The sequence below is a fragment of the Thiocapsa sp. genome, from assembly GCF_035467215.1.
In the GTDB taxonomy this organism is placed as follows: domain Bacteria; phylum Pseudomonadota; class Gammaproteobacteria; order Chromatiales; family Chromatiaceae; genus Thiocapsa.
Map to the genome: position 1 here is coordinate 1 of NZ_DATITZ010000104.1, position 19,948 is coordinate 19,948.

At 64.6% G+C, this 19,948-nt stretch carries 17 protein-coding genes; 7 read left to right on the plus strand and 10 right to left on the minus strand.

Features of this window, described 5'->3' with window-relative positions:
- Nucleotides 1-129: 129 nt before the first annotated feature.
- From VLR48_RS05835 to VLR48_RS05855, 5 genes are all read right to left on the minus strand, one after another.
- The gene (locus VLR48_RS05835; RefSeq protein WP_325290875.1) at nt 130-327 is read right to left on the minus strand and encodes a CPXCG motif-containing cysteine-rich protein; all 198 of its coding nucleotides are present in this window, start codon (nt 325-327) and stop codon (nt 130-132) included.
- A complete protein-coding gene (zwf, locus tag VLR48_RS05840) occupies nt 314-1,804 on the minus strand; it encodes a glucose-6-phosphate dehydrogenase (protein ID WP_414718583.1) in 1,491 nt (496 codons plus the stop codon). Before zwf ends, VLR48_RS05835 begins: the two co-directional genes overlap by 14 nt.
- Nucleotides 1,805-1,966: 162 nt before the next feature.
- A complete protein-coding gene (gene gnd / locus VLR48_RS05845) occupies nt 1,967-2,983 on the minus strand; it encodes a phosphogluconate dehydrogenase (NAD(+)-dependent, decarboxylating) (RefSeq protein ID WP_325290877.1) in 1,017 nt (338 codons plus the stop codon).
- A 120-nt stretch (nt 2,984-3,103) separates the two neighbouring features.
- A complete protein-coding gene (gene glgX, locus VLR48_RS05850) occupies nt 3,104-5,182 on the minus strand; it encodes a glycogen debranching protein GlgX (protein ID WP_325290878.1) in 2,079 nt (692 codons plus the stop codon).
- Between the two features lie 249 nt (nt 5,183-5,431).
- A complete protein-coding gene (locus VLR48_RS05855) occupies nt 5,432-5,803 on the minus strand; it encodes a hypothetical protein (protein WP_325290879.1) in 372 nt (123 codons plus the stop codon).
- Nucleotides 5,804-6,172: 369 nt separating this feature from the next.
- Here VLR48_RS05855 and VLR48_RS05860 point away from each other — a divergent pair, with 369 nt between their 5' ends.
- From VLR48_RS05860 to VLR48_RS05875, 4 genes are all read left to right on the plus strand, one after another.
- On the plus strand, nt 6,173-8,623 hold the full coding sequence (locus VLR48_RS05860) for a DUF2868 domain-containing protein (RefSeq protein ID WP_325290880.1): 2,451 nt from the start codon (nt 6,173-6,175) through the stop codon (nt 8,621-8,623).
- Complete coding sequence (locus tag VLR48_RS05865) at nt 8,623-10,056, plus strand: GTPase/DUF3482 domain-containing protein (protein ID WP_325290881.1); 1,434 nt, start codon at nt 8,623-8,625, stop codon at nt 10,054-10,056. The genes VLR48_RS05860 and VLR48_RS05865 overlap by 1 nt, the downstream gene beginning before the upstream one ends.
- 243 nt (nt 10,057-10,299) lie before the next feature.
- Nucleotides 10,300-11,598, plus strand: coding sequence for an adenosylmethionine--8-amino-7-oxononanoate transaminase (bioA, locus tag VLR48_RS05870; protein ID WP_325290882.1), 1,299 nt, complete (start codon nt 10,300-10,302; stop codon nt 11,596-11,598).
- Between the two features lie 242 nt (nt 11,599-11,840).
- Nucleotides 11,841-12,197, plus strand: a complete 357-nt coding sequence (locus VLR48_RS05875) for a hypothetical protein (RefSeq protein WP_325290883.1) — start codon at nt 11,841-11,843, stop codon at nt 12,195-12,197.
- Nucleotides 12,198-12,221: 24 nt separating this feature from the next.
- Here the strand turns inward: VLR48_RS05875 and VLR48_RS05880 are convergent, their stop codons facing one another.
- The 4 genes from VLR48_RS05880 to VLR48_RS05895 all read right to left on the minus strand — a co-directional run bounded on the left by VLR48_RS05880 (nt 12,222) and on the right by VLR48_RS05895 (nt 15,788).
- Nucleotides 12,222-13,769 (minus strand): ATP-binding protein, encoded by a 1,548-nt coding sequence (locus VLR48_RS05880; protein WP_325290884.1) that lies wholly within the window; start codon nt 13,767-13,769, stop codon nt 12,222-12,224.
- Nucleotides 13,770-13,954: 185 nt separating this feature from the next.
- Entirely contained in the window at nt 13,955-14,440 is a 486-nt protein-coding gene (locus VLR48_RS05885) for an EVE domain-containing protein (protein WP_325290885.1), read from the minus strand.
- Between the two features lie 36 nt (nt 14,441-14,476).
- Nucleotides 14,477-15,490, minus strand: coding sequence for a ribosome small subunit-dependent GTPase A (gene rsgA, locus VLR48_RS05890; protein WP_325290886.1), 1,014 nt, complete (start codon nt 15,488-15,490; stop codon nt 14,477-14,479).
- 4 nt (nt 15,491-15,494) lie between these two features.
- Entirely contained in the window at nt 15,495-15,788 is a 294-nt protein-coding gene (locus VLR48_RS05895) for a cytochrome c (RefSeq protein WP_325290887.1), read from the minus strand.
- A 142-nt stretch (nt 15,789-15,930) separates the two neighbouring features.
- Here VLR48_RS05895 and orn point away from each other — a divergent pair, with 142 nt between their 5' ends.
- The gene (gene orn / locus VLR48_RS05900) at nt 15,931-16,479 is read left to right on the plus strand and encodes an oligoribonuclease (protein WP_325290888.1); all 549 of its coding nucleotides are present in this window, start codon (nt 15,931-15,933) and stop codon (nt 16,477-16,479) included.
- Here the strand turns inward: orn and queG are convergent.
- The gene (queG, locus tag VLR48_RS05905; RefSeq protein ID WP_325290889.1) at nt 16,476-17,522 is read right to left on the minus strand and encodes a tRNA epoxyqueuosine(34) reductase QueG; all 1,047 of its coding nucleotides are present in this window, start codon (nt 17,520-17,522) and stop codon (nt 16,476-16,478) included. The two genes, orn and queG, sit on opposite strands and share 4 nt — an antisense overlap.
- Before the next feature lie 361 nt (nt 17,523-17,883).
- Between queG and VLR48_RS05910 the strand changes: the two genes are divergently transcribed.
- Together VLR48_RS05910 and tsaE are read left to right on the plus strand one after the other, a co-directional pair.
- Nucleotides 17,884-19,395 carry an NAD(P)H-hydrate dehydratase gene (locus VLR48_RS05910; protein ID WP_325290890.1) on the plus strand — a complete coding sequence of 504 codons (1,512 nt, stop codon included), beginning with the start codon at nt 17,884-17,886 and terminating at the stop codon, nt 19,393-19,395.
- Nucleotides 19,392-19,904 (plus strand): tRNA (adenosine(37)-N6)-threonylcarbamoyltransferase complex ATPase subunit type 1 TsaE, encoded by a 513-nt coding sequence (tsaE, locus tag VLR48_RS05915; RefSeq protein ID WP_325290891.1) that lies wholly within the window; start codon nt 19,392-19,394, stop codon nt 19,902-19,904. Before VLR48_RS05910 ends, tsaE begins: the two co-directional genes overlap by 4 nt.
- The last annotated feature ends 44 nt before the right edge of the window (nt 19,905-19,948 follow it).

Consider the following 19,948-nt stretch of genomic DNA (forward strand, 5'->3'; position numbering starts at 1 on the left):
CCTGTCGAGTCCGTTCGTTGTCGTTGTCGTTGTCGTAATCGACGATCGATCCGACAACGACAACGACAACGACAACGACAACGAACTCGAAGGGTCTCGATATCGTTCCTGTCCTGCGTGAGCAAGGCGTCAATCGCCGTCACGCTCCAGGGTGATGACCAGGTCGTCTTCCAGGTCCGGATCCATGGCAACTTGGACTACGATTGGTGCGCAGCAGACCTGGCAGTCTTCGATATAGGTCTGGGGAAGGACGCTGACGTCGATCGTCAGCTCGATCGGCGCGTCGCACCAGGGACAATGCGTGTCGCGGGTCTCAAGTGGATTCATCGGGAGTCGTAATCCGTCGCCAAAGGCGTCCGTCGTTCTTGAGCAGATCCCCCGCCGCGGCCGGGCCCCAGGTCCCGGCGGCATAGTTGGGAAAGTCGCGGGCGGGTAGGGCTGACCAGACGTCTTGGACCGATTGGACGATTTCCCAACCCTTCTCGACCGTGTCGGCGTGCTTAAAGAGTGTCGCGTCGCCGTTCATGCAGTCGTAGATGAGTGTCTCGTAACCCGTTGCCGGGGCATTGCCGAAGTAGTCGGCATAGCAGAAGTCCATGTTGACGGTGCCCACACGCATTCGCGGCCCGGGGATCTTCGCCCCGAAGCTGATTTGGATCCCTTCGTTCGGCTGGATGCGCAGCACCAGCATGTCCGGGTGCATCTGGGCGGTGTCGGCGTCCTTGAACATGATCTTGGGCGCCCGTTTGAACTGGATGACGACCTCCGTGTATTGCGCCGTCAGTCGCTTGCCGGTGCGCAGATAAAAGGGCACGCCGGCCCAACGCCAGTTGTCCATCGTCAGCTTGAGCGCGGCGAAGGTCTCGGTGCGCGAATTCGCATCGACCCCCGGCGATGACCGGTAGGCGGGCACCTTCTCGCCGTTCGGCATCACGCCCTCGCCGTATTGCCCCCGCACGGCGTTGGTGAGGACCTGCTCGGGCGTCAGGGGATGGACGGCGTCCAACACCTTGTTGATCTCGTCGCGGACGGCTTGAGAGTCGAACGAGTTGGGCGGCTCCATCCCGAGAAACCCGAGCAGAACCAAGAGGTGATTCGGGATCATGTCGCGCAAGGCACCGGCCGTGTCGTAGTAGGGTCCGCGATGCTCCACCCCGACCGATTCGGCCACCGTGATCTGGACATGATCGATGTGTTGACGATTCCAAAGCGGCTCGATGAAGCCGTTGGAAAACCGAAAGACCATGATGTTCTGGACGGTCTCTTTGCCCAGGTAATGGTCGATACGGTAGATCTGGTCCTCGTCCAGGGTCTCGTGGAGCATCCGGTTGAGCGCCTTGGCGCTGTCCAAATCGATGCCGAAGGGCTTTTCGATGATGACGCGCCGCCAGTCGTTCTCGCACTCGGCGGTCAGCCCGACGGCACCGAGCAGGCGTGTGATGTCGCCGAAGAGAGAAGGCGGAACAGCGAGATAGAAAAGATAGTTCCCGTCCGTTCCGCGCTCGGCGTCGATGCCGGACAGGCGCTCGCAGAGCTCGATATAGGTCGCCTGCTCAGTGATGTTGCCCGGCATGTAGTGAAGACGCTCGCACAAGCGCGCCCAAGTCTCCGCATCCCAAGCGCTTCCGACGTTGCGCTTCACTTCCTCGGCCATCATCGACTGAAAGGTGGCGTCGTCCATCTGCAGACGGTCCAGCCCGACGACCGCGAAGGTGTCCGGAAGCAGGTTGCCGTGGCACAGATGAAAGAGCGCCGGGATCAGCTTGCGCTTGGTCAGATCGCCCGCCGCGCCGAAGATGATCATGGCGTTCGGCGGGGCGGGCGGTGTGGTTTCGGCGCTCAAGCGCTGCGTGGGCAAGGGATCTCTCCTTTTGTGCTTCAAGTTGAACCGCGCCCGCTCCGGCGCTCGTCAAGTCTGCCGGGGCCGACCCTATCCAAAAACATCGCATACCCCGCCGGGCGCGGTTTAACCTTCGGGCTTCTCGTGATGGCCGCCGAATTGGTAGCGCATCGCCGAAAGGATCTGGTTGGCGAAATCCGCCTCGCCGCGCGAGCTGAAACGCTCGAAGAGTGCGGTGGTGAGCAAGGGCGCAGGGGTTCCGGTCTCGATCGCCGCGAGGCAGGTCCAGCGCCCCTCGCCCGAGTCCGAGACCCGGCCGCCGAAACCCTCGAGCTGTGGATCCGCGCGCAGCGCGGTGGCCGTCAGATCCAGGAGCCAGGAGGCGACCACGCTGCCGCGACGCCAGACCTCGGCAACCTCGCCGACGTCGATGCGGTATTGATAATGCTCCGGATTGGCCAGCGGCGCCGTCTCGGCATCCACGGCGTGCTCATTCAGCCCGACCCCCGCGTGCTTGAGGATGTTGAAGCCCTCGGCGTAGGCGGCCATCAGCGCATATTCGATGCCGTTGTGGACCATCTTGACGAAATGGCCCGCACCGTTGGGGCCGCAGTGCAGATAGCCTTGTTCGGAGCGACTGAAGTCGCCGTCGCGTCCGGCCGTGCGCTCGATCTCGCCGGGTCCGGGCGCGAGGGCGGCGAAGACGGGATCGAGCCGCTCGACCGCTTCGTCCTCCCCGCCGATCATCAGGCAGTAGCCCCGTTCCAGACCCCAGACGCCGCCGCTGGTCCCGCAGTCGACGAAGTGGATCCCCTTCGGTGCGAGGCGCTTCGCGTGGGCGATATCGTCGCGGTAGTTCGAGTTGCCGCCGTCGATGATGGTGTCGCCGGCAGCGAGATGGGGGATCAGGTCGTCGATGACGCGGTCCACGACGGCTGCCGGGACCATGATCCAGACGTTGCGAGGCGCTTCGAGCTTGGCGCAGAGATCGGCCATGTCCTGTGCACCGACGGCGCCTTCGGCGACCAGCGCCGCGACGGCGGCGGGATCTCGATCATAGACGACACACCGATGGCCGGCGCGCATGAGTCGGAGCACCATGTTGGCGCCCATTCGGCCGAGCCCGATCATTGCAAGTTGCATGAGGCGTTTCCCCTGTTGGCGGCTGAAGGGTCGGTGATTAAACCGCGCTCGGCGCGGTATGCGATGTTTTTGGATGGCATCGGCCCCGGCAAACTTGACGGCCGTTGGAGTCGGCGCGGTTTAAGAGGCGCGCCCTTCGAGCACCATCAGACTGCGCTGTGCGACCCGGACACGCGATCCGGGCGACAGGCTTGGATCGGGATGATCCATGATCGAGGGTTCGCGGTCGGTGTCGATCGCGACAGACCAGGACCATCCCGGGATCTGCGGAACCGCGAACTCCAACGCAGCCTTGCCCATGTTGAGCATGACGTGCAGGGGAGGCTGGTCGGCCGTGATCCCGGCGAGTGTGAAGGCCAAGGACTGGGCTGCGGGGTCGTCCCACTCCGGGGCATCGAGGCCCACTCCGTGCCATGCAATATCCGGCAACGTCTGGCCGTTCGCGGGCTTGCCGGTCAAAAAACGGCTGCGATGCAGGGTCGGGTGACGTTGACGAAAGGCGATCAGGCCCCGGACGAAGTCGTGCATCCCGCAGTTGTGGTCGAGCAGGGTCCAGTCGAACCAGGAGATGGCGTTGTTCTGGCAGTAGCTGTTGTTGTTGCCCTGTTTGCTCTGCAGCACCTCGTCGCCGCACCGCAACATGGGCACGCCTTGGCTCAGCATGAGAATGGCGATGAAGTTGCGGGCCTGGCGTCGACGCAGCGCGAGGATCGCCGGATCGTCCGTCGGGCCTTCGACACCGCAGTTCCAGCTCAGATTCTCGTTGTGGCCGTCGCGGTTGTCCTCGCCGTTGGCCTCGTTGTGCTTGAGGTTGTAGCTCACCAGATCCCAGAGGGTAAAGCCGTCGTGACAGGTGATGAAGTTGATGGAGTTGCTGGGGAGTCGACCACGGCTCTGATACAAGTCGCTCGACCCGGTCATCCGGGTCGCGACTTCGGCGACCATGCCGGAATCGCCTTTGACGAAGCTGCGCATCAGATCGCGATAGCGTCCGTTCCACTCCGCCCAACGAAAGCCGGGGAAGTCGCCGACCTGATACAGCCCGGCCGCGTCCCACGCCTCGGCGATGATGTGTGATCGACCCAGCGCGGGTGAAAGCTCGGTCGCCCAGAGGATGGGCGCGTGATACTGGGGATTGCCGTCTTCGCCGCGGGCCAAGGCGCTCGCCAGATCGAAGCGGAAGCCGTCCACATGCATCTGCCGGACCCAGTAGAGCAGGGCATCGACGAGAAAACGCGTGACGATCGGGTGGTTGCAGTTGACCGTATTGCCGCAGCCGGTGTAATCGCGGTAGAGGCGCCGATCGGAGAAATCCAGATGATAGAAGATCTCGTTGCCGATCCCTTTGAAACTGATCGTCGGTCCGTCGGCGCCGCCCTCGGCCGTGTGGTTGAAGACGACATCCAGGATCACGCCGATGCCGGCACGGTGCAGGGCCTTGACCAGATCGCGAAACTCGTCGCGCGCACGCGCCGGATCGAGCGCGAACCCGGGATGCGGCGCGAAAAAACTGTGGGTGCTGTAGCCCCAGTAGTTCTCCAGGCCCATGGCCGCGGTCTTCGGCGGGACGTCCTGGGGATCGAAGGCCATGATCGGCATCAGCTCGACATGGGTGACCCCCAGGTCCTTCAAATAGGGAATCTTCTCGATCACGGCCCCGAAGGTGCCGGGGTGCGCGACGCCGGACGAGGGATGGCGCGTAAAGCCGCCGGCGTGCATCTCGTAGATGATCGCGGCGTTGAGCGGGACATGCAGGGGCGTATCGCCCTCCCAGTCGTAGCGATCGCGCACAACCTGAGCGCGAATCGCGGTGGCGACGTTGTCGCCCGGACGCGCGGCGATCTCCCGATTCCACAGCCGATCGTCGATCGTGACGGCCCAGGGGTCGAGGAGTGCCTTCTCGCCGTCGATCCGACACCCGATCTCGCGGGTGTCGCAGGCCCCGTGGATGCGCCAGTTGTAGAAGACGCCCTCGCCCGGACCCTCGACGAAGATGTGCCAGAAGAAGAAGGTTCGATTGACCTGACGATCCAGCGCGATGATCTCGTAGGGCTCGGGGCTGGCCGCCGTTTCGAAGAGCAGCAGCTCGATCTGCTCGGCATAGCGCGAGAAGATGCAGAAGTTCACCCCCTCGTCCGTTGCCCTGGAACCGGAGTTGTCCCAGTTTCCCGGCTGAACCGAGTATCTCGCCTTCGCCATCGTCGTTCTCCTGACGTGGGGCTATCCGGATGTCGCCCGAAGGGGCGCCGATCGGTATGTAAACCGCGGCCTGAGCGAGATGCTCAAAATTCGAGTGAGCTCGACGTTTGGTGCATACATGACCCTTAGCAGGGATGCGGTTTAAAATGATATGTTTTTTAATCTCTTAAACCGCGCCGACTCCAACGTTCGTGAAGTCTGCCGGGGCCGATCCCATCCAAAGCCATCGCATAGCGTGCTGGGCGCGGTTTAACGCCGGTCGCCGCCGGGGATCATCTGCTGAATCACGCCCATCGGGTTGACCGCCGGGATCTGATCCCCGCCGCCGACGATGCCCGAGAGGCGCTCCATACCGACGCGCATCCGACCCATGTCCTCGGCGATCGCGGGCAGGGTGGCGACCTGTCCGCTCATGGCGGAGACGTCTCGGGCGAGCGAGCTCATGTCCTGACGCATCAGGCCCATGTCGGCCGACATGGTTGCCATCTCGCCCGCCATCAGGGCGACGTTTGCGGACATGTCGTGCATCAACTTCACCATGTACAGGAACGCGACACCAGCAACAAGTGCTGCGGCGAGGACCGCGAGGTGCGGTGTAGCGGGGCTCGAATCGCGTGTCATGGCATGCTCCGGTGACTCATCGACAGGCCTCGATGATGCCATGCTCGGGGACCTGTTTGCACGGATTGCACGAGATTGCACGGGAGGACGAGAGCGCCGCTCGCCCGCGCCGAGGGTGTATGCTCGGGCGTCGCAGTTGTAAACGTGAATTGACGGCCGGACTGTGGGATATTTCGAACAACGGTTGGCCGCTGTCAGGCTCGACCCGAGTCGACGTCGCGTACAAGAATAACCGACGGGTCGCGTCCGAGCCCTCCGTCATGCTCGGTGCGTCGGCTCCAGGCGCCAGCAACGGGCCGCCGAAACAAGCATCGAAGGGTGCTCCGACAGCACCGAAGGACCAGCACCGAGGAGTCTTGACGCATCCCTATGGATTTCAGACATCATCCGGCCGATTCGACCGATGTCCACGCGGCGTCCGACGAGGCGCGCGACTGGACGGTCGCCGATCTGATCGACTTCGAGTACTACCTGGATGCCGACGAGCGCGAGCTGCGCGAGCATCCGTCGGCACGCAAGACCCTCGCCGAGCGCGACCGCTCGCTCTACCTGGACGCGATCGCGCCCGAGATCGGCGATCAGCCGCCGCATACGCCGGCGCATCGGCGCTTCAGCTTGCGCCGCTGGCTCGCGGCTCGCCGCAATGCGGAGCGCCCGGAGATGCGCGGGGTTCTGCCGGGAGCGGCGTTCGCAAGCGCCGAGCGTTGGGTCACCATCCTGCTTGCGCTCGTCGGATTCATCGCCGGGATCGGGGTGGCCTCCGCGCTGCTCAGCTACGACGGAACCCGCCCGGTCAGCGTCTCCTGGTATCTGTTTCTCCTGGTCATCGTGCAGTTTCTACTCGTGGCTTCGATCGCGACGGCTTGGGCGCTGCGCAAGGCGCGCGGGCGCGGCGACGGAGCGGCGCCCGGCCTTTTGATGCATGTCGTGCGTCCGCTCGTGACCAAGGCCGCGAGCTGGCTTCAGCGCCAACGGATCGGTCACGCCGCAGCCGAGATCCAGGATCAGGCGCGTGCTCGGCAGGGGCTTTTCAAGTCGCAATACGTGGTCTACGGCCCGGTCTCCTATCTGCCGCTCATCATTCCGGCCCAGATTTTCGGGGTCGCCTTCAATGTCGGCGTCATCCTGACGACGCTGATGCTGGAATGGTTCACCGACCTCGCTTTCGGTTGGGGCTCGACGTTGAACGTCCATCCGCAGACGATCTTCGACATGACCCGATTGATCGCGCTGCCTTGGAGCTGGTTGCTCGGCGAGGGCATCGGCTACCCGAGTCTGGAGCAGGTGGCCGGCTCGCGCATCTTCCTCGAGCACTGGGCGAGCGTCACGCCGACCCTGAAGCCGGATCCGGCGCATCTGCGATCCTGGGGCTCGTTCCTGGTTCTCTCCGTCACGACCTACGGCCTCCTGCCCAGGTTGCTGTTGTGGGGCGGGTCCGTGGTGGCCCGCCGCCTGATTCTGGCGCGCCTGCCCTTTACCCACAGCCGCACCCAGGCGCTCTATGCCCGCATGCTCTCCCCGCGCCTGGAGACGACACCGAGCGGGGGGCGTCCGGGCGGCGAGAGGGGCACCGAGATGCCGATCCCGGCCGCATCGACCTCGCGCAAGCCGCGTTCCGAGGGGGCGGATAGTCCGGCCGAGTCGGCATCGACGACCTCGGCACGTCCATGGCGCAACGCCCTGGTTCGGCGTGTCGAGCCCGGCGACGAGGCACCGACCTCGGCTCCCCCGCCCCCGCCGGTGATCCCGCCTGTCGTCGCGCCGCCTGTCGATGCCCCGCAAGCGCCTCCTGCTCCGGAGCCCGTGCAACGGCCGGTGCTGCCGCGCGAGGTCGAGGCGCCTTCGACGGTTGTCGAGCAAGAACGACCGGAAGTCGCCGAGCGTGCAATCGAGACGCCCGAGTCGAGCAAAGCCGACCGCTCGGCGGCACCTTCGGTGCGTCAATTCGAAACCGAGCGTGTGCCGGAACCCGAGCCCGAGCCCGAGTCCGAGCCCGAGCCGCCATCGGCGCCGGAGCCCGCGCCTTCGGCAAGGGCCATCTCCGAGCCTGAACCAAGGCCCGAGCCAAAGCCCGAGCCAAAACCAGAGGAGGCCGCGCAAAGGCCTTCCGAGACGCAAGCCCGTCCCATCGAGCGGCCTGCGGCCGTCACGACGCCGGCAGGCGAGCCGAAGAAGGCGAAGGCAAAGCCGGCGGCGTCGACGGACTCGGGATTAAAGGTGCCGGAGAAACCGCCCGCGCAACCCTCGCCCCAGCCGCAGATCGCAGAGACACCGACGTCGCCCCCGGAGCCGGCTCCGGCTCCGAAACCGGCCGCCGCGGTTCCGACACCCCCCAAGTCGATCCCCGCGCAAGGCACCCGCTTTGCCCCCGACGCCTGCTTGCTTCTCCTGCACGTGGACATCGACGACATCCTCGAGGACGAGGATCGCCCGCGGCTCGAGCAGATGCTGATGCATCTGAGCGGATGGCGGGTTGCGGCGACGGCGACCGTCGGCGCCGGCAGCGCGATGACCGAGGAGGCGCTCGGCATCCTCGAGCGCGGCGACTGGCAGGCACCGCCGCCTCGGGTGGTCCTGATCGAGGACGGCTCGCAGCCGCCGATCACCGAGAGCCTGCGCTTCCTGCGCGAGCTGCGCGCTGCGGCCGGGACGCGTGCCCAGATCATGCTCGCCCTGGTGGGCGATCCGACCGACGATGACCGTCTGCCGCCGATGCGCCCGTTCGACTACACGGACTGGCAACGCAAGATCGATCAGATGGCCGACCCCTATCTGCGCTTGGAAATGCTTGCGCCGCCTCACGAGGATGGAGACGACTGATGTCCGGGAAGATTCCAAGACTGGCGATCATGGGGCACCCGAATGCCGGTAAGTCCTCGGTGGTCGCGACCCTGACCGAAAACGACCTGATTCAGATCGATAAACGCGCGGGTACCACGACCGAATCGAACGTCTACCCGGTCATCATCGACGGGCGGCCGGTGATCGAATTCATCGATACCCCGGGCTTTCAGAATCCCAACGCGATCCTGGAATGGTTTCAGGCCCAGAGCGGCAAGCGCGAGCTGGCGCGGGCGTTCGTGGCCGCGCATCGGACGGACCCGCTCTTTACGCACGACTGCGAGCTCCTCGAGCCGGTGGCCGAGGGTGCGGCCATCATCCTGGTGGTCGACGGCTCCAAGCGCATCAAGGAGAAGGATCGGGTCGAGATCGAGCTGTTGCGCCTGACCGCCCGCCCGCGCATGGCGATCCTCAACAACCTCACCAACAACACACGCTACATGACCCAGTGGCGGGATGCACTTTGCAAGGCGTTCAACTCGGTGCGCGACTTCAACGCCCATCGCGCCACCTACGGCGAGCGCGTGCGCTTGCTGCAGGCGCTCAAGAGCATCGATCAGCGCTGGGAGCCGCTCGTGGAGGAGGCCATCCATGCCTTCGAGCACGACTGGAATCGGCGCACCGATCAGGCCGTCACCACCATCCTGGACCTGCTCAAGGAGGCGCTGACCTACAAGGCGTCCAAGACCGTGAAGGAGAGCAAGCTGGTCTTCGAGAGCGGCCGCGAGCGTGTCAAGGAGGAGGTGATGAGGGCGTTCGAAGACGGGCTGCGCCAGCTCGAGACGAAGGCACAGGAGCAGATTCGCGCGAATTTTCGCCACCATGTCTGGCACATGCCCCCGGATTCGATCCTCGGCAAGGATCTGCTCTCGGAGGAGGTCAATCAGGCGCTCGGTCTGTCCAAACGCCAGCTTGCCCTGGTCGGAATGGCGGCGGGCGCGGCCTCGGGTGCGACCATCGACCTCTCCACCGCCGGGCACACCTTCGGAGCGGGCGCGTTGATCGGTGCGGCGACCGGCGGCGTCCTGGGGTTCATGGGGAGCAAGGCACTGGCCAAGCTGAACATCGAGCGCGCCTCGGGGACGCAGCGTTTCACGGTCGGACCAGTGCACAATCCGCGCTTCCCCTTCGTCCTACTGGATCGCATCATGCTCTACAGTGCGCGGGCCATGAACTGGTCCCACGGTCGCCAAGCCGCGGAGGAGGACGCACCCGACAAGGTCCCCGAGAAGGAGATCCGCCGGGCCGGATTCACGGAGGAGCTGCCCGCCGCGCAGCAGCGCGATCTGGCGCGGTTCTTCAACGCGGCCAGGAAGGGCAAGTCCGAGCGCGAGGAGGAGTGTCGCGCCATCATCAGAGATATCCTGCATGGACTGGCGGTGAGCGAGATCGACAGTCGTGCGGATCTGTAACCGCTTAAACCGCGCCCGGTGCGGTATGCGATGTTTTTGGATGAGATCGGCCCCGGCAGACGTGGCGACCGCTGGAGCTGGCGCGGTTTAAGACATTAAAAAATATATTATTTTAAACCGCGTCCCCGCTAAGGGCCGTGGATGCAGCAAGCGTCGAGCTTACTCGAAAACTTAGCATCTCGCTCTGGACGCGGTTTAAACAAACAATGAAAACGACACATGTCGCTCTGGACGCGGTTTAGGATGAAAGAAGACGAGCTGCTCGGGATCGACCGGGCCCACGCCTGGCATCCCTACACCTCCACGATCGATCGCGATCCGGTTTATGCCGTGCGCTCGGCGTCGGGTTGTCGGATCCGGCTCATGGACGGCCGCGAGCTGATCGACGGCATGTCCTCCTGGTGGTGCGCCATCCACGGCTACAACCATCCGGTCCTGAATCAGGCGGCGCGCGACCAGCTCGACGCCATGTCGCACATCATGTTCGGCGGGCTGACCCACGAGCCGGCGGTACGCCTGGTCGACACCTTGGTGAAGCTGACCCCGGAGCCGCTGCAGCAGGTCTTTCTCTGCGACTCGGGATCGGTGTCGGTCGAGGTTGGCATCAAGATGGCCATTCAGTACCAGCAGGCCGCCGGACGACCCGAACGGCACCGGCTGATGACGATTCGCTCGGGCTATCACGGGGACACCCAAGGAGCCATGTCGGTCTGCGATCCCGTGACCGGGATGCACCATCTGTTCAGTCGCGTGTTGCCCGAGCAGGTCTTTGCACCGGCGCCCGCGTGCCGATTCGGCGAGCCCTGCCGGCCCGAGCAGATTGCCGAGTTTGCGGCCTTGATCGAGCAGCATCACGCCGAGCTTGCCGCGGTCATCCTCGAGCCGATCGTGCAGGGCGCCGGGGGCATGCGCTTCTACAGTGCGGACTATCTCGCGCAAGTCCGGCGGCTCTGCGACCGCTTCGAAGTGCTCCTCATCGCCGACGAGATCGCGACCGGCTTCGGGCGTACCGGCGCGCTCTTCGCCTGCGAGCATGCCGGTATCTCACCGGACATCATGACGCTCGGCAAGGCCCTGACGGGCGGCTATCTGACGCTGGCGGCGACCCTCGCGACCGAGCGGGTCGCCCGGACCATCTCATCGGGCGACCCGGGCGTCTTCATGCACGGCCCGACCTTCATGGGCAACCCGCTGGCCTGCGCGATCGCCAATGCCAGTATCGGTCTTCTGCTGGCATCCGACTGGCAAGCCAACATCGCACGGATCGAACGCGGTCTGACCGCCGGACTGGCGGGCTGTCGGGACCTTCCGGGTGTAGCCGATGTGCGCGTACTCGGTGCGATCGGCGTGGTCGAGTTGCGCGTGCCGGTTTCCATGCGCGAGATCCAGCGCCGTTTCGTCGCGCGCGGGGTCTGGGTACGCCCGTTCGGCCGACTGCTGTATCTGATGCCGCCCTACATCATTGGCGACGAGGAGCTTGCGACACTCTGCGCATCGGTCGTCTCCGTCCTCGGCGAGATGGCGGTGGAGTCATCGGGATAGTGCAGCACCGCAGATGTGTCGAGACTATTCGTTGTCGTAATCGACCATCGATCCGATTACGACAACGACAACGACAACGAAAATGATCTCGAGCGGTCTCGGAATCTCTGCACCGCTCCAATAGACGCCCGGAGAATGGACGGCGTCTTGGTGCTTCGGCCTGCGTTGACGCACAAACGTCCCCACATGCAGGGCAGGGCGATGAAACCGTGCCCGATTCGACATGCTTCAGGAGCCGTGCCATGCAAGACCGCCCCGTCATCAAGACCGCCATCCCGAAACGCCGCTATCAGGTCGGCACCCACAGCGCCTCGCTGCTCGGCGAGATCGAGAGCGGGGATGGCCGTACCTATCGGTTCATCCTCGCCTTCGTGCCTTCCGGGCAACGCGAGCCCGTCTTCTATGTCTGTGTCGAGCCAAGCCCGCCTGCGGAGCGCGCGGACGGGGCCTACCGGCTCGGCATCGTCGGCGAGGTCATGTCGGAGGTGGTGGATACGGATGATCGCTGGGGCGATCTTGACACCTTCGCCGAGCAGGCACTCAAGCTGGGCCAGCAGGCGCTCGGGCTGCAACAGGCCTCCATCGCCCGGTTGATGTGATCCGCGCGCCCTGCGGACGGCGATTTACAGCGTTTCGACCTCGAAGCCGACCAAGGCGCGGCGCTCGCGACTGAATTCGATCCCGATCTGGTGGATCGGCTGACCCAGGGCGCGGTATTTGTCGGCGTAGCCGCGGTCCTTGATCTGTTGGAGCGCTCGCCCTTCCGGGGTCAGCTCGACGACCTTGAATTCAAACAGCCAGATGCAGTCGTTGAACTTCAGAGTCAGGTCGATACGGCCTTGGTTGCTCGTCTCCTCGGGGGTCAGGTCCAAGCCCAGTGCGGCCAGATGGCTGTAGAAGACGTTTGCATAGTAGCCCTCGAAGCGGGCAATCGAGTTGCCGGTGTGCCAGTGGTAGGGGATGGCCGAGAAGAGGCCTTCGACATGGGCGCGCAAGGCCGCGAAGTCGCCGGCGACGAGCACGTCGTAGAGCCGGCTGACGGCTCGATCGGCTTGCATGGGGTCGCCCATCAAGCCTTTCAGAAGGGCGTCGTTGAGCGCAATCTCGACTTCGAGGTTGGGATAGCCCAGTGCATATTCGAGCCGCGCGCCGAGGCGCCGGGAGCCGGTGAAGGTCAGATAGCCGCTTTGCCAGAGCAACGCCTCCGAGGACATGCTGTCCACGTCGAAGGTCGAGATCAATGCCTCCGAGGCATGCAGTCCGGCCAGATCGGGCGTAAAAAAGCCGCGCGCGGTGAGCAGATTCACCAGAAAGGTCGGCGTCCCTGTCTCGAACCACCAGGTGCGGAACTCGCGTGCATCGAACAACAAGAGGAGATCGAAGGGGTTGTAGACCGCTTCGCCGGTCCAGTTGTAGCCGTTGTACCAGAGCCGAATTTGCTCGCGTTCCAGGCCATCAAGCTCAGGGGCGAAGACGCCGTCCACATCGGCCTCGGTATAACCGCAGAGCGCCGAATAACGGGCGTCGACCGTAATGTCCTTCAGACTATTGAGTCCGGAAAAGATGCTGACCTTGCTGAACTTGCTCACGCCGACAAGAAAAGCAAAGCGGATGTGGGCGTCGTTGTCCTTGATGACCGAATAGAGATTCCGCAGTCCGTCGCGGAGCTCACGCGCGGTCTTCGCGTCGCTCAGGTTGTCGAGGATGGGCTTGTCGTATTCATCCACCAGCACCACGACGCGTTGGCCGGTTGCGGCATGAGCCAGTGCGAGCAACTCGGCAAAACAACCGACAACGTCCGTGGTGTCCCTACAGGCCACACCAAGGGCACGTTGGTTGCGGGACAAAAGATCCAGAATCCGCTGATCGAGCTCGATACGATCACGCACGACACCCCCGCCGAAGCTGATCCGAATCACCGGGTAAGGGGTCGTCCAGTCCCAATGCGGATGGATCGCGAGCCCTCGAAACAGGGGCTCGTTGCAGGCAAAGAGCTCCGCGAGGGTATCGATCAGCAGCGACTTGCCGAACCGACGCGGGCGCGACAGGAAGTACTGACTGCCCTCGTCGACCAACTGGCGGATTAAGCCGGTCTTGTCGACATAGTAAAAATCATCCTCCCGAATCTTGGCGAAGGTCTGGATCCCGATCGGCAGTTTACGGCGGTGCATGGCAGACCTCGACGGCGCGAAAGTGACTGGATTCTTGCCCGAACCCTTCGTCGACTAAGGTGATCTCCGAAACAGGAACGACCAGCCTGTAGGTGCGAATTTATTCGCACAGACCGGGCTGTAGCGTCGCCGAGCGCCTCGCGGATCAAACCGGCGTGTGTGCGAATAAATTCGCACCTACAGCCCTAAGAACCCGCTTCGGCCTCGGACTCCAGACCGAGGATGAACTCCCATTGTTCGGGCGTGACCGGCATGACGGAGAGCCGATTGCCGTTGCGCACGAGCGGGAAGCCGGCGAGGGCGCCGTCCGCGTGTGCCTTGAGCTCGGCAAGCGAGATGGTCCGGCTCAGATGTCGCACGTAGCGCACCTCGACGAGATACCACCGGGGTTTCTCCGGATCGCTCTTGGGATCGAAATATTTCGCTTCGGGATCGAAGGCGGTGCTGTCCGGATAGGCCTCGCTCGCCACCTCGGCGATCCCGACCACACCCGGCACGGCGCAATTGGAATGATAGAAGAGGATCTGGTCGCCCGGACGCATGTCGTCGCGCATCATGTTGCGGGCCTGGTAGTTGCGGACCCCGTCCCAGGGCTCGGTCCCGTCCGGTCGGGCGGCCAGGTCGTCGAGACCGAAGGCGTCCGGCTCGGATTTCATCAGCCAGTAGTTCATCCTGTCGTGTCCTGATTCGGCATCGCGTGACGGGGTTCAGATGCGTGACTGCTCCGCCTCCGCCAGCAGATGTTTGAAGTTGGCAAGCCGCTGCGCGGCGATCAGGCCCTCTGCGACGGCGCCGCGAATGGCGCAGTCGGGTTCTTGATCATGTCGGCAGTCGGCGAACCGGCAGTGTCCGATGTAGGGTCGCAGCTCGCGAAACCCTTGCTGCAGGGCATCGCGGTCGAGTGGGCCGGTGCGGAAGCTGCGCACGCCGGGCGAGTCGATCAAGGCGCCGTCCTCGGCCAACCGATAGCAGGTTGCCGCCGAGGTGGTATGGCGCCCCAGTCCGGTTGCCTTGGAGAGTCGACCGATCTGGATCTCGCGGTCCGGCAGCAGCGCTTTGACCAAGGATGATTTTCCGACGCCGGATTGGCCCACCAGGATGCTCGTTTGCCCGCCGAGATGACGGATCAGATCGACCAGGGTCTCCGGCTCGCGCAGACTGGTCCAGAGGAGTGAATAGCCGATGTCCGCGTAATAGGCGAAGCGGTCCTGAAACGCGGCACGCCCCGGCGCGTCGAGCAGGTCCATTTTGTTGGCCACGATGATGGCCTCGACTCCCATGATCTCGGCCGCAACCAGATACTGATCGATCAGATAGTCGCTCGGCTCGGGCCGCGGCGCGATCAGGATCACCAGGCGCGTCAGGTTGGCCGCCAAGGGCTTGTCGCGACCGCCGAAGTCGGGGCGACTCAGCAGCGTTTGCCGCGGCAGGATGGCCGTGACGACACCCTGATTGTCCGCGGTTCGTTGCCAGACCACACGATCCCCGCAGACCGGATGACCGATGTTCTGGCGCGACAGACAATGGGTGATTTCGCCCTCGGCATCCTCGACCGCCAGATTGGCGCCGTGACGGACGACGACTCGCCCCTCTAAGGGCAACGGCTCGCCTTCGATCTCCGAGAGGGCATTGTCGACGCGCGAGGCGAGGCGCTGGCGGCGGCGGTCCTGGATGGTTTGGATCCGCTCGATCTGGCGTCCGGACAGCCGCCGTTTCGTCACAGGCTCAGCGCTCGAAACTGTAGAAGTGATGATTCAGATAGCTGGCGACGTCTTTGATGTCTTCATCGAACCAACGCAGCCCGAGCGCGGTCTCGCAGCGTTGGACCTGACGCTCGAGGCCGTCGAGCGAGGTGACCATACGTCCCTCGCGTGTGTAGATCTCGCTGCCGTGGCAGCTCAGACAGTTGGTTTCGTAGAGCTCCTCGGCGTTTTCGGTGGGTTGCGCCTGTGCCGTAACCGACCCGAGGCCGAGAAGCGCGGCTGTGCCTGCCCCGAGGAGGATGGACTGGATCTTCATGGAAAGGTCTCCGAAGGATTGTTGGAATGCGCAAGGTCGCCAGCAGGCGAAAACGCCGCTACCCTAGCCGATCATGGTGTCGACTGCCGGGTAAGACCAGGTGGCCGGCTCATCCGTTTGCGGAATGCAGGAGAGCAGGTATTTGACCAAGAACGAGAATAATCTAATCTGGCTCGATCTCGAGATGACGGGGCTCGACCCCGCGACCGATCGTATCCTCGAGATCGCGACCATGATCACCGACAGCGATCTTCGCATCCTCGCCGAGGGTCCCGTCGTTGCGATCCATCAGCCCGAGGCCGTTCTCGAGGGCATGGACGACTGGAATCGCGACCATCACGGCCGCTCCGGCCTGCTCGATCGCGTACGCGCGAGCACGCAGAGCGCCTCGGATGCCGAATCGACGACACTGCGCTTCCTCGCGGATTTCGTCCCGGCCGGCGCCTCGCCCCTATGCGGAAACAGCATCTGTCAGGACCGACGCTTCCTCGCGCTCTGGATGCCGAAGCTCGAGGCCTACTGCCACTATCGAAATCTGGACGTGAGCACGCTGAAGATCCTCGCGCAGCGCTGGGCGCCCGATGTGGCGAGCGCCTTCAAGAAAGAGTCGCGACACTTGGCCTTGGACGACATCCGTGAGTCCATCGACGAGCTTAAACATTATCGCACGCATCTTTTGCGTGCGGTTTAACCGATCCGCCGGAGCGCCCAGCCCACATGCTCCCGAATCAGGGCGTCGGGATGGTCCGCACGGGCGTTCAGGGCTTGTTTGATCTCGGGTGAGGCGGGCGCGTTGCCGAGCGCGACGGCGATGTTTCGCAGCCAACGGCCGTGGCCGATGCGACGGATCGCGGAGCCTTGCGTGCGGTCGAGAAAGGTCGACTCGTCCCAGCCGAAGACCTCGACCAGCGAGGCCGTGTCCAACCCGAGGCGTGCCTGGAAATCCGGCTCGGCGGCAAGCCGTGCGAAGCGGTTCCAGGGGCAGACCAACTGACAGTCGTCGCAGCCGTAGATGCGGTTGCCCATCAGCGGGCGCAGCGGCTCCGGGATGCTGCCGGCATGCTCGATTGTCAGGTAGGAGATGCACAGGCGGGCATCCAGCACGTAGGGCGCGATGATCGCGCGTGTCGGACAGACCGCGATGCAGGCCCGACAGCGGCCGCAGTGATCGGCGATCGGGGTATCGATCGACAGCGCGAGATCGGTGTAGATCTCGCCGAGAAAGAACCAGGAGCCGGCCTTGGGGTGGATGAGGTTGGTATGCTTGCCGATCCAGCCGAGCCCGGCCTTCGCGGCTAGCGGTTTCTCCAGCACCGGCGCGGAGTCGACGAATACCCGGTAGCCGAAGGGGCCGATTTCGGCGAGGATATGGTCGGCGAGGCGTTGCAGGCGCCGTCTGAGCAGCTTGTGATAATCGCGGCCCAGTGCGTAGCGCGAGATGAAGGCGCGCGGCGGATCATCGAGCGCGGCCTGCATCGCTCGGTGCGACTCGGGCAAATAGTCCATCCGCACCGAGATCACCCGGACCGTGCCGGGCACCAACTCGGCCGGGCGCGAGCGCTTCAGCCCGTGACGGGCCATGTAGTCCATGGTGCCGTGACGGCCCTCGTCGAGCCAGCTCAGCAGGCGTGACTCGGCCGAGGCGAGGTCGGTGTCGGTGATCCCGACCTGCTGGAAGCCCAGCTCCAAACCCCGGCGCTTGATGCGGGCGACAAGCTCGTCGGGCGGTATCATTCCGGGTCGTCGTGCCTCGGCGATTGCGGATACCCGAAGGATAGACCGCATCCGAGGTCGACTCGAACGCTTTGTTCGGGGACGGCGCCCTCGAGTGCACCCATCGCCTCGACCCATCTAAACCGCGCCCGGCGCGGTACGAGATGTTTTTGGATGAGATCGGCCCCGGCAGACGTGACGACCGCTGGAGCAGGCGCGGTTTAAGATTCTAAAAAATATATTATTCTAAACCGCGTCCCCGCTAAGGGCAGTGGATGCAGCAAACGTCGAGCTCACTCGAAAATTTAGCATCTCGCTCTGGGCGCGGTTTAGTACATCGGGAACCATGAACGCCGAGCGCCTGACGATACCGATTAACCCGATGCCCGACCGTGATCGCCTGCCCCATGCGCTCTATCGCGCCGAGCAGGTGCGCAACCTCGACCGCTGCGCGATCGAGCAGCACGGCATCCCGGGGATCGAGCTGATGAACCGGGCCGGGGAGGTCGCCTATCGGATCCTGCGTGAACGCTGGCCGGATGCCCGCGATCTGACGGTGCTCGTCGGGATCGGCAACAACGGCGGCGACGGCTACGTGATCGCGCGCTTGGCACGGGCCGAGGGTCTCTCCGTGCGCCTGCTGCAGCTCGGGGATCCGCAGCGGGTGACCGGCGATGCGGCCCTCAGTCGCGACGCCTGGCGCGACGCGGGCGGGACGATCGAGCCCTATCGCGGACTGCCGCGACGCTCGGATGTCCTGGTCGATGCCCTTCTGGGAACCGGTCTGGAACGGCCGGTCGAGGGGCTCTGGGCCGAGGCGATCCGGGCGCTCGACAACCAGCGCGCGCCCGTGCTTGCCGTCGACATTCCCTCGGGTCTGCATGCAGACACCGGGCAGGTCATGGGCGTGGCGGCACGCGCGGATGTCACCGTCGGCTTCATCGGACTCAAACAAGGGCTCTTCATCGGGGCCGGACCCGAGTATTGCGGCGAGATCCGTTTCAGCGCGCTCTCCATCCCGGCCCGAGTCTATTCCACCGAGGTGGCGTCGGCGCGTCGGATCGACTGGGATCAGCAGTCGGTACGTTTCGGGCGACGTTCCCGCACCGCGCACAAGGGTACCTTCGGGCACCTGCTGGTGATCGGCGGAGCACCCGGCCTGTCCGGTGCCGTGCGGCTCGCCGGCGAGGCCGCGTTGCGGGCCGGTGCCGGATTGGTCACGATCGCCACGCATCCGGCGCATGCCGCTTGGCTGAATCTCGCGCGTCCCGAGCTGATGGTGTCGGCGGTCGAGACCTCGGCTGATCTGGCTCCCCTGATTGCGCGGGCCGATGTCGTCGCGATCGGCCCCGGGCTGGGCCGCGAGGCGTGGGGCCGCGATCTCTGGACCTACGCGCTTGGTCTCGACCTGCCGATGGTTGTCGATGCCGACGCCCTGAACCTCCTCGCCGAGGCCCCTCGATCGGGGCCGGATTGGGTGCTGACGCCGCATCCGGGGGAGGCGGCACGCCTGCTCGGGACCGACATCGCCGCGATCGAGCAGGATCGTCCGGCCGCTGTGCACGCGTTGCAGGGTCGCTACGGCGGTGTCGTCGTCCTGAAGGGCGCTGGGACGCTGATCGGGAGCGATCCTTTGCGCCCGCTTGCGGTCTGCAGCGACGGCAACCCCGGAATGGCGACCGCCGGCTCCGGGGACGTGCTCACCGGGGTCATCGGCGCCTTGCGCGCTCAGGGTCTTGACGCGGAGGAGGCCGCCTGTGCCGGCGTCTGTCTGCACGCGGCTGCAGGGGATCGGGCCGCGCGGATCGGCGAGCGCGGGCTGATCGCGAGCGATATCATCGACGCGCTTCGTCCGGTGGCCAACCGCGTGACCGCATTGCAGGAGGACGCATGATCGAGCATTGGCTGCCCGATCCCGAGGCGCAGCTCGCCTTCGGAGCGCGGCTCGCGGCGCTTTTGCCGCCGCGTCTCATTGTCTATCTCGAGGGCGACCTGGGGACCGGCAAGACAACCCTGACCCGAGGTGTTCTCGCGGGACTCGGTCATCGCGGTGCAGCGCGCAGCCCGACCTACACCCTGCTCGAACCTTACGAGCTGGCGGACAGACGCATCAATCATCTGGATCTCTATCGCCTCGGGGATCCGCAGGAGCTCGAGTATCTGGGCCTGCGCGATCTGCTCGCCGAGGATGCCGTCTGGATGGTGGAGTGGCCCGAGCGCGGTCTCGGGATGCTGCCGCTGCCCGACCTGGTGATTGCGATCGAGTACGCCGCGAACGGCCGGCATCTGCGTCTCTCTGCCCGGACGCCTGCGGGCGAGGCCGTGCTGGGTGTGCTGGCCGGGCTTGGCTCCGGGGACTCGGCGCGTTGCGCATCGCCTGAGAAGTCGGATGTAATCCAATGATGCAACTTGGAAAGCCGTTTCTCGGCATGCTATCTTTCAACCCA

Coding starts and splice junctions, on each gene's coding strand:
- queG (WP_325290889.1), bottom strand. CDS start 17,522: ATGATACCGCCCGACGAGCTTGTCGCCCGCATCAAGCGCCGGGGTTTG.
- VLR48_RS05880 (WP_325290884.1), bottom strand. CDS start 13,769: ATGCACCGCCGTAAACTGCCGATCGGGATCCAGACCTTCGCCAAGATT.
- VLR48_RS05885 (WP_325290885.1), bottom strand. CDS start 14,440: ATGAACTACTGGCTGATGAAATCCGAGCCGGACGCCTTCGGTCTCGAC.
- glgX (WP_325290878.1), bottom strand. CDS start 5,182: ATGGCGAAGGCGAGATACTCGGTTCAGCCGGGAAACTGGGACAACTCC.
- bioA (WP_325290882.1), top strand. CDS start 10,300: ATGAAAGAAGACGAGCTGCTCGGGATCGACCGGGCCCACGCCTGGCAT.
- VLR48_RS05875 (WP_325290883.1), top strand. CDS start 11,841: ATGCAAGACCGCCCCGTCATCAAGACCGCCATCCCGAAACGCCGCTAT.
- tsaE (WP_325290891.1), top strand. CDS start 19,392: ATGATCGAGCATTGGCTGCCCGATCCCGAGGCGCAGCTCGCCTTCGGA.
- VLR48_RS05895 (WP_325290887.1), bottom strand. CDS start 15,788: ATGAAGATCCAGTCCATCCTCCTCGGGGCAGGCACAGCCGCGCTTCTC.
- VLR48_RS05865 (WP_325290881.1), top strand. CDS start 8,623: ATGTCCGGGAAGATTCCAAGACTGGCGATCATGGGGCACCCGAATGCC.
- zwf (WP_414718583.1), bottom strand. CDS start 1,804: ATGATCATCTTCGGCGCGGCGGGCGATCTGACCAAGCGCAAGCTGATC.
- VLR48_RS05910 (WP_325290890.1), top strand. CDS start 17,884: ATGCCCGACCGTGATCGCCTGCCCCATGCGCTCTATCGCGCCGAGCAG.
- VLR48_RS05860 (WP_325290880.1), top strand. CDS start 6,173: ATGGATTTCAGACATCATCCGGCCGATTCGACCGATGTCCACGCGGCG.
- VLR48_RS05855 (WP_325290879.1), bottom strand. CDS start 5,803: ATGACACGCGATTCGAGCCCCGCTACACCGCACCTCGCGGTCCTCGCC.
- gnd (WP_325290877.1), bottom strand. CDS start 2,983: ATGCAACTTGCAATGATCGGGCTCGGCCGAATGGGCGCCAACATGGTG.
- VLR48_RS05835 (WP_325290875.1), bottom strand. CDS start 327: ATGAATCCACTTGAGACCCGCGACACGCATTGTCCCTGGTGCGACGCG.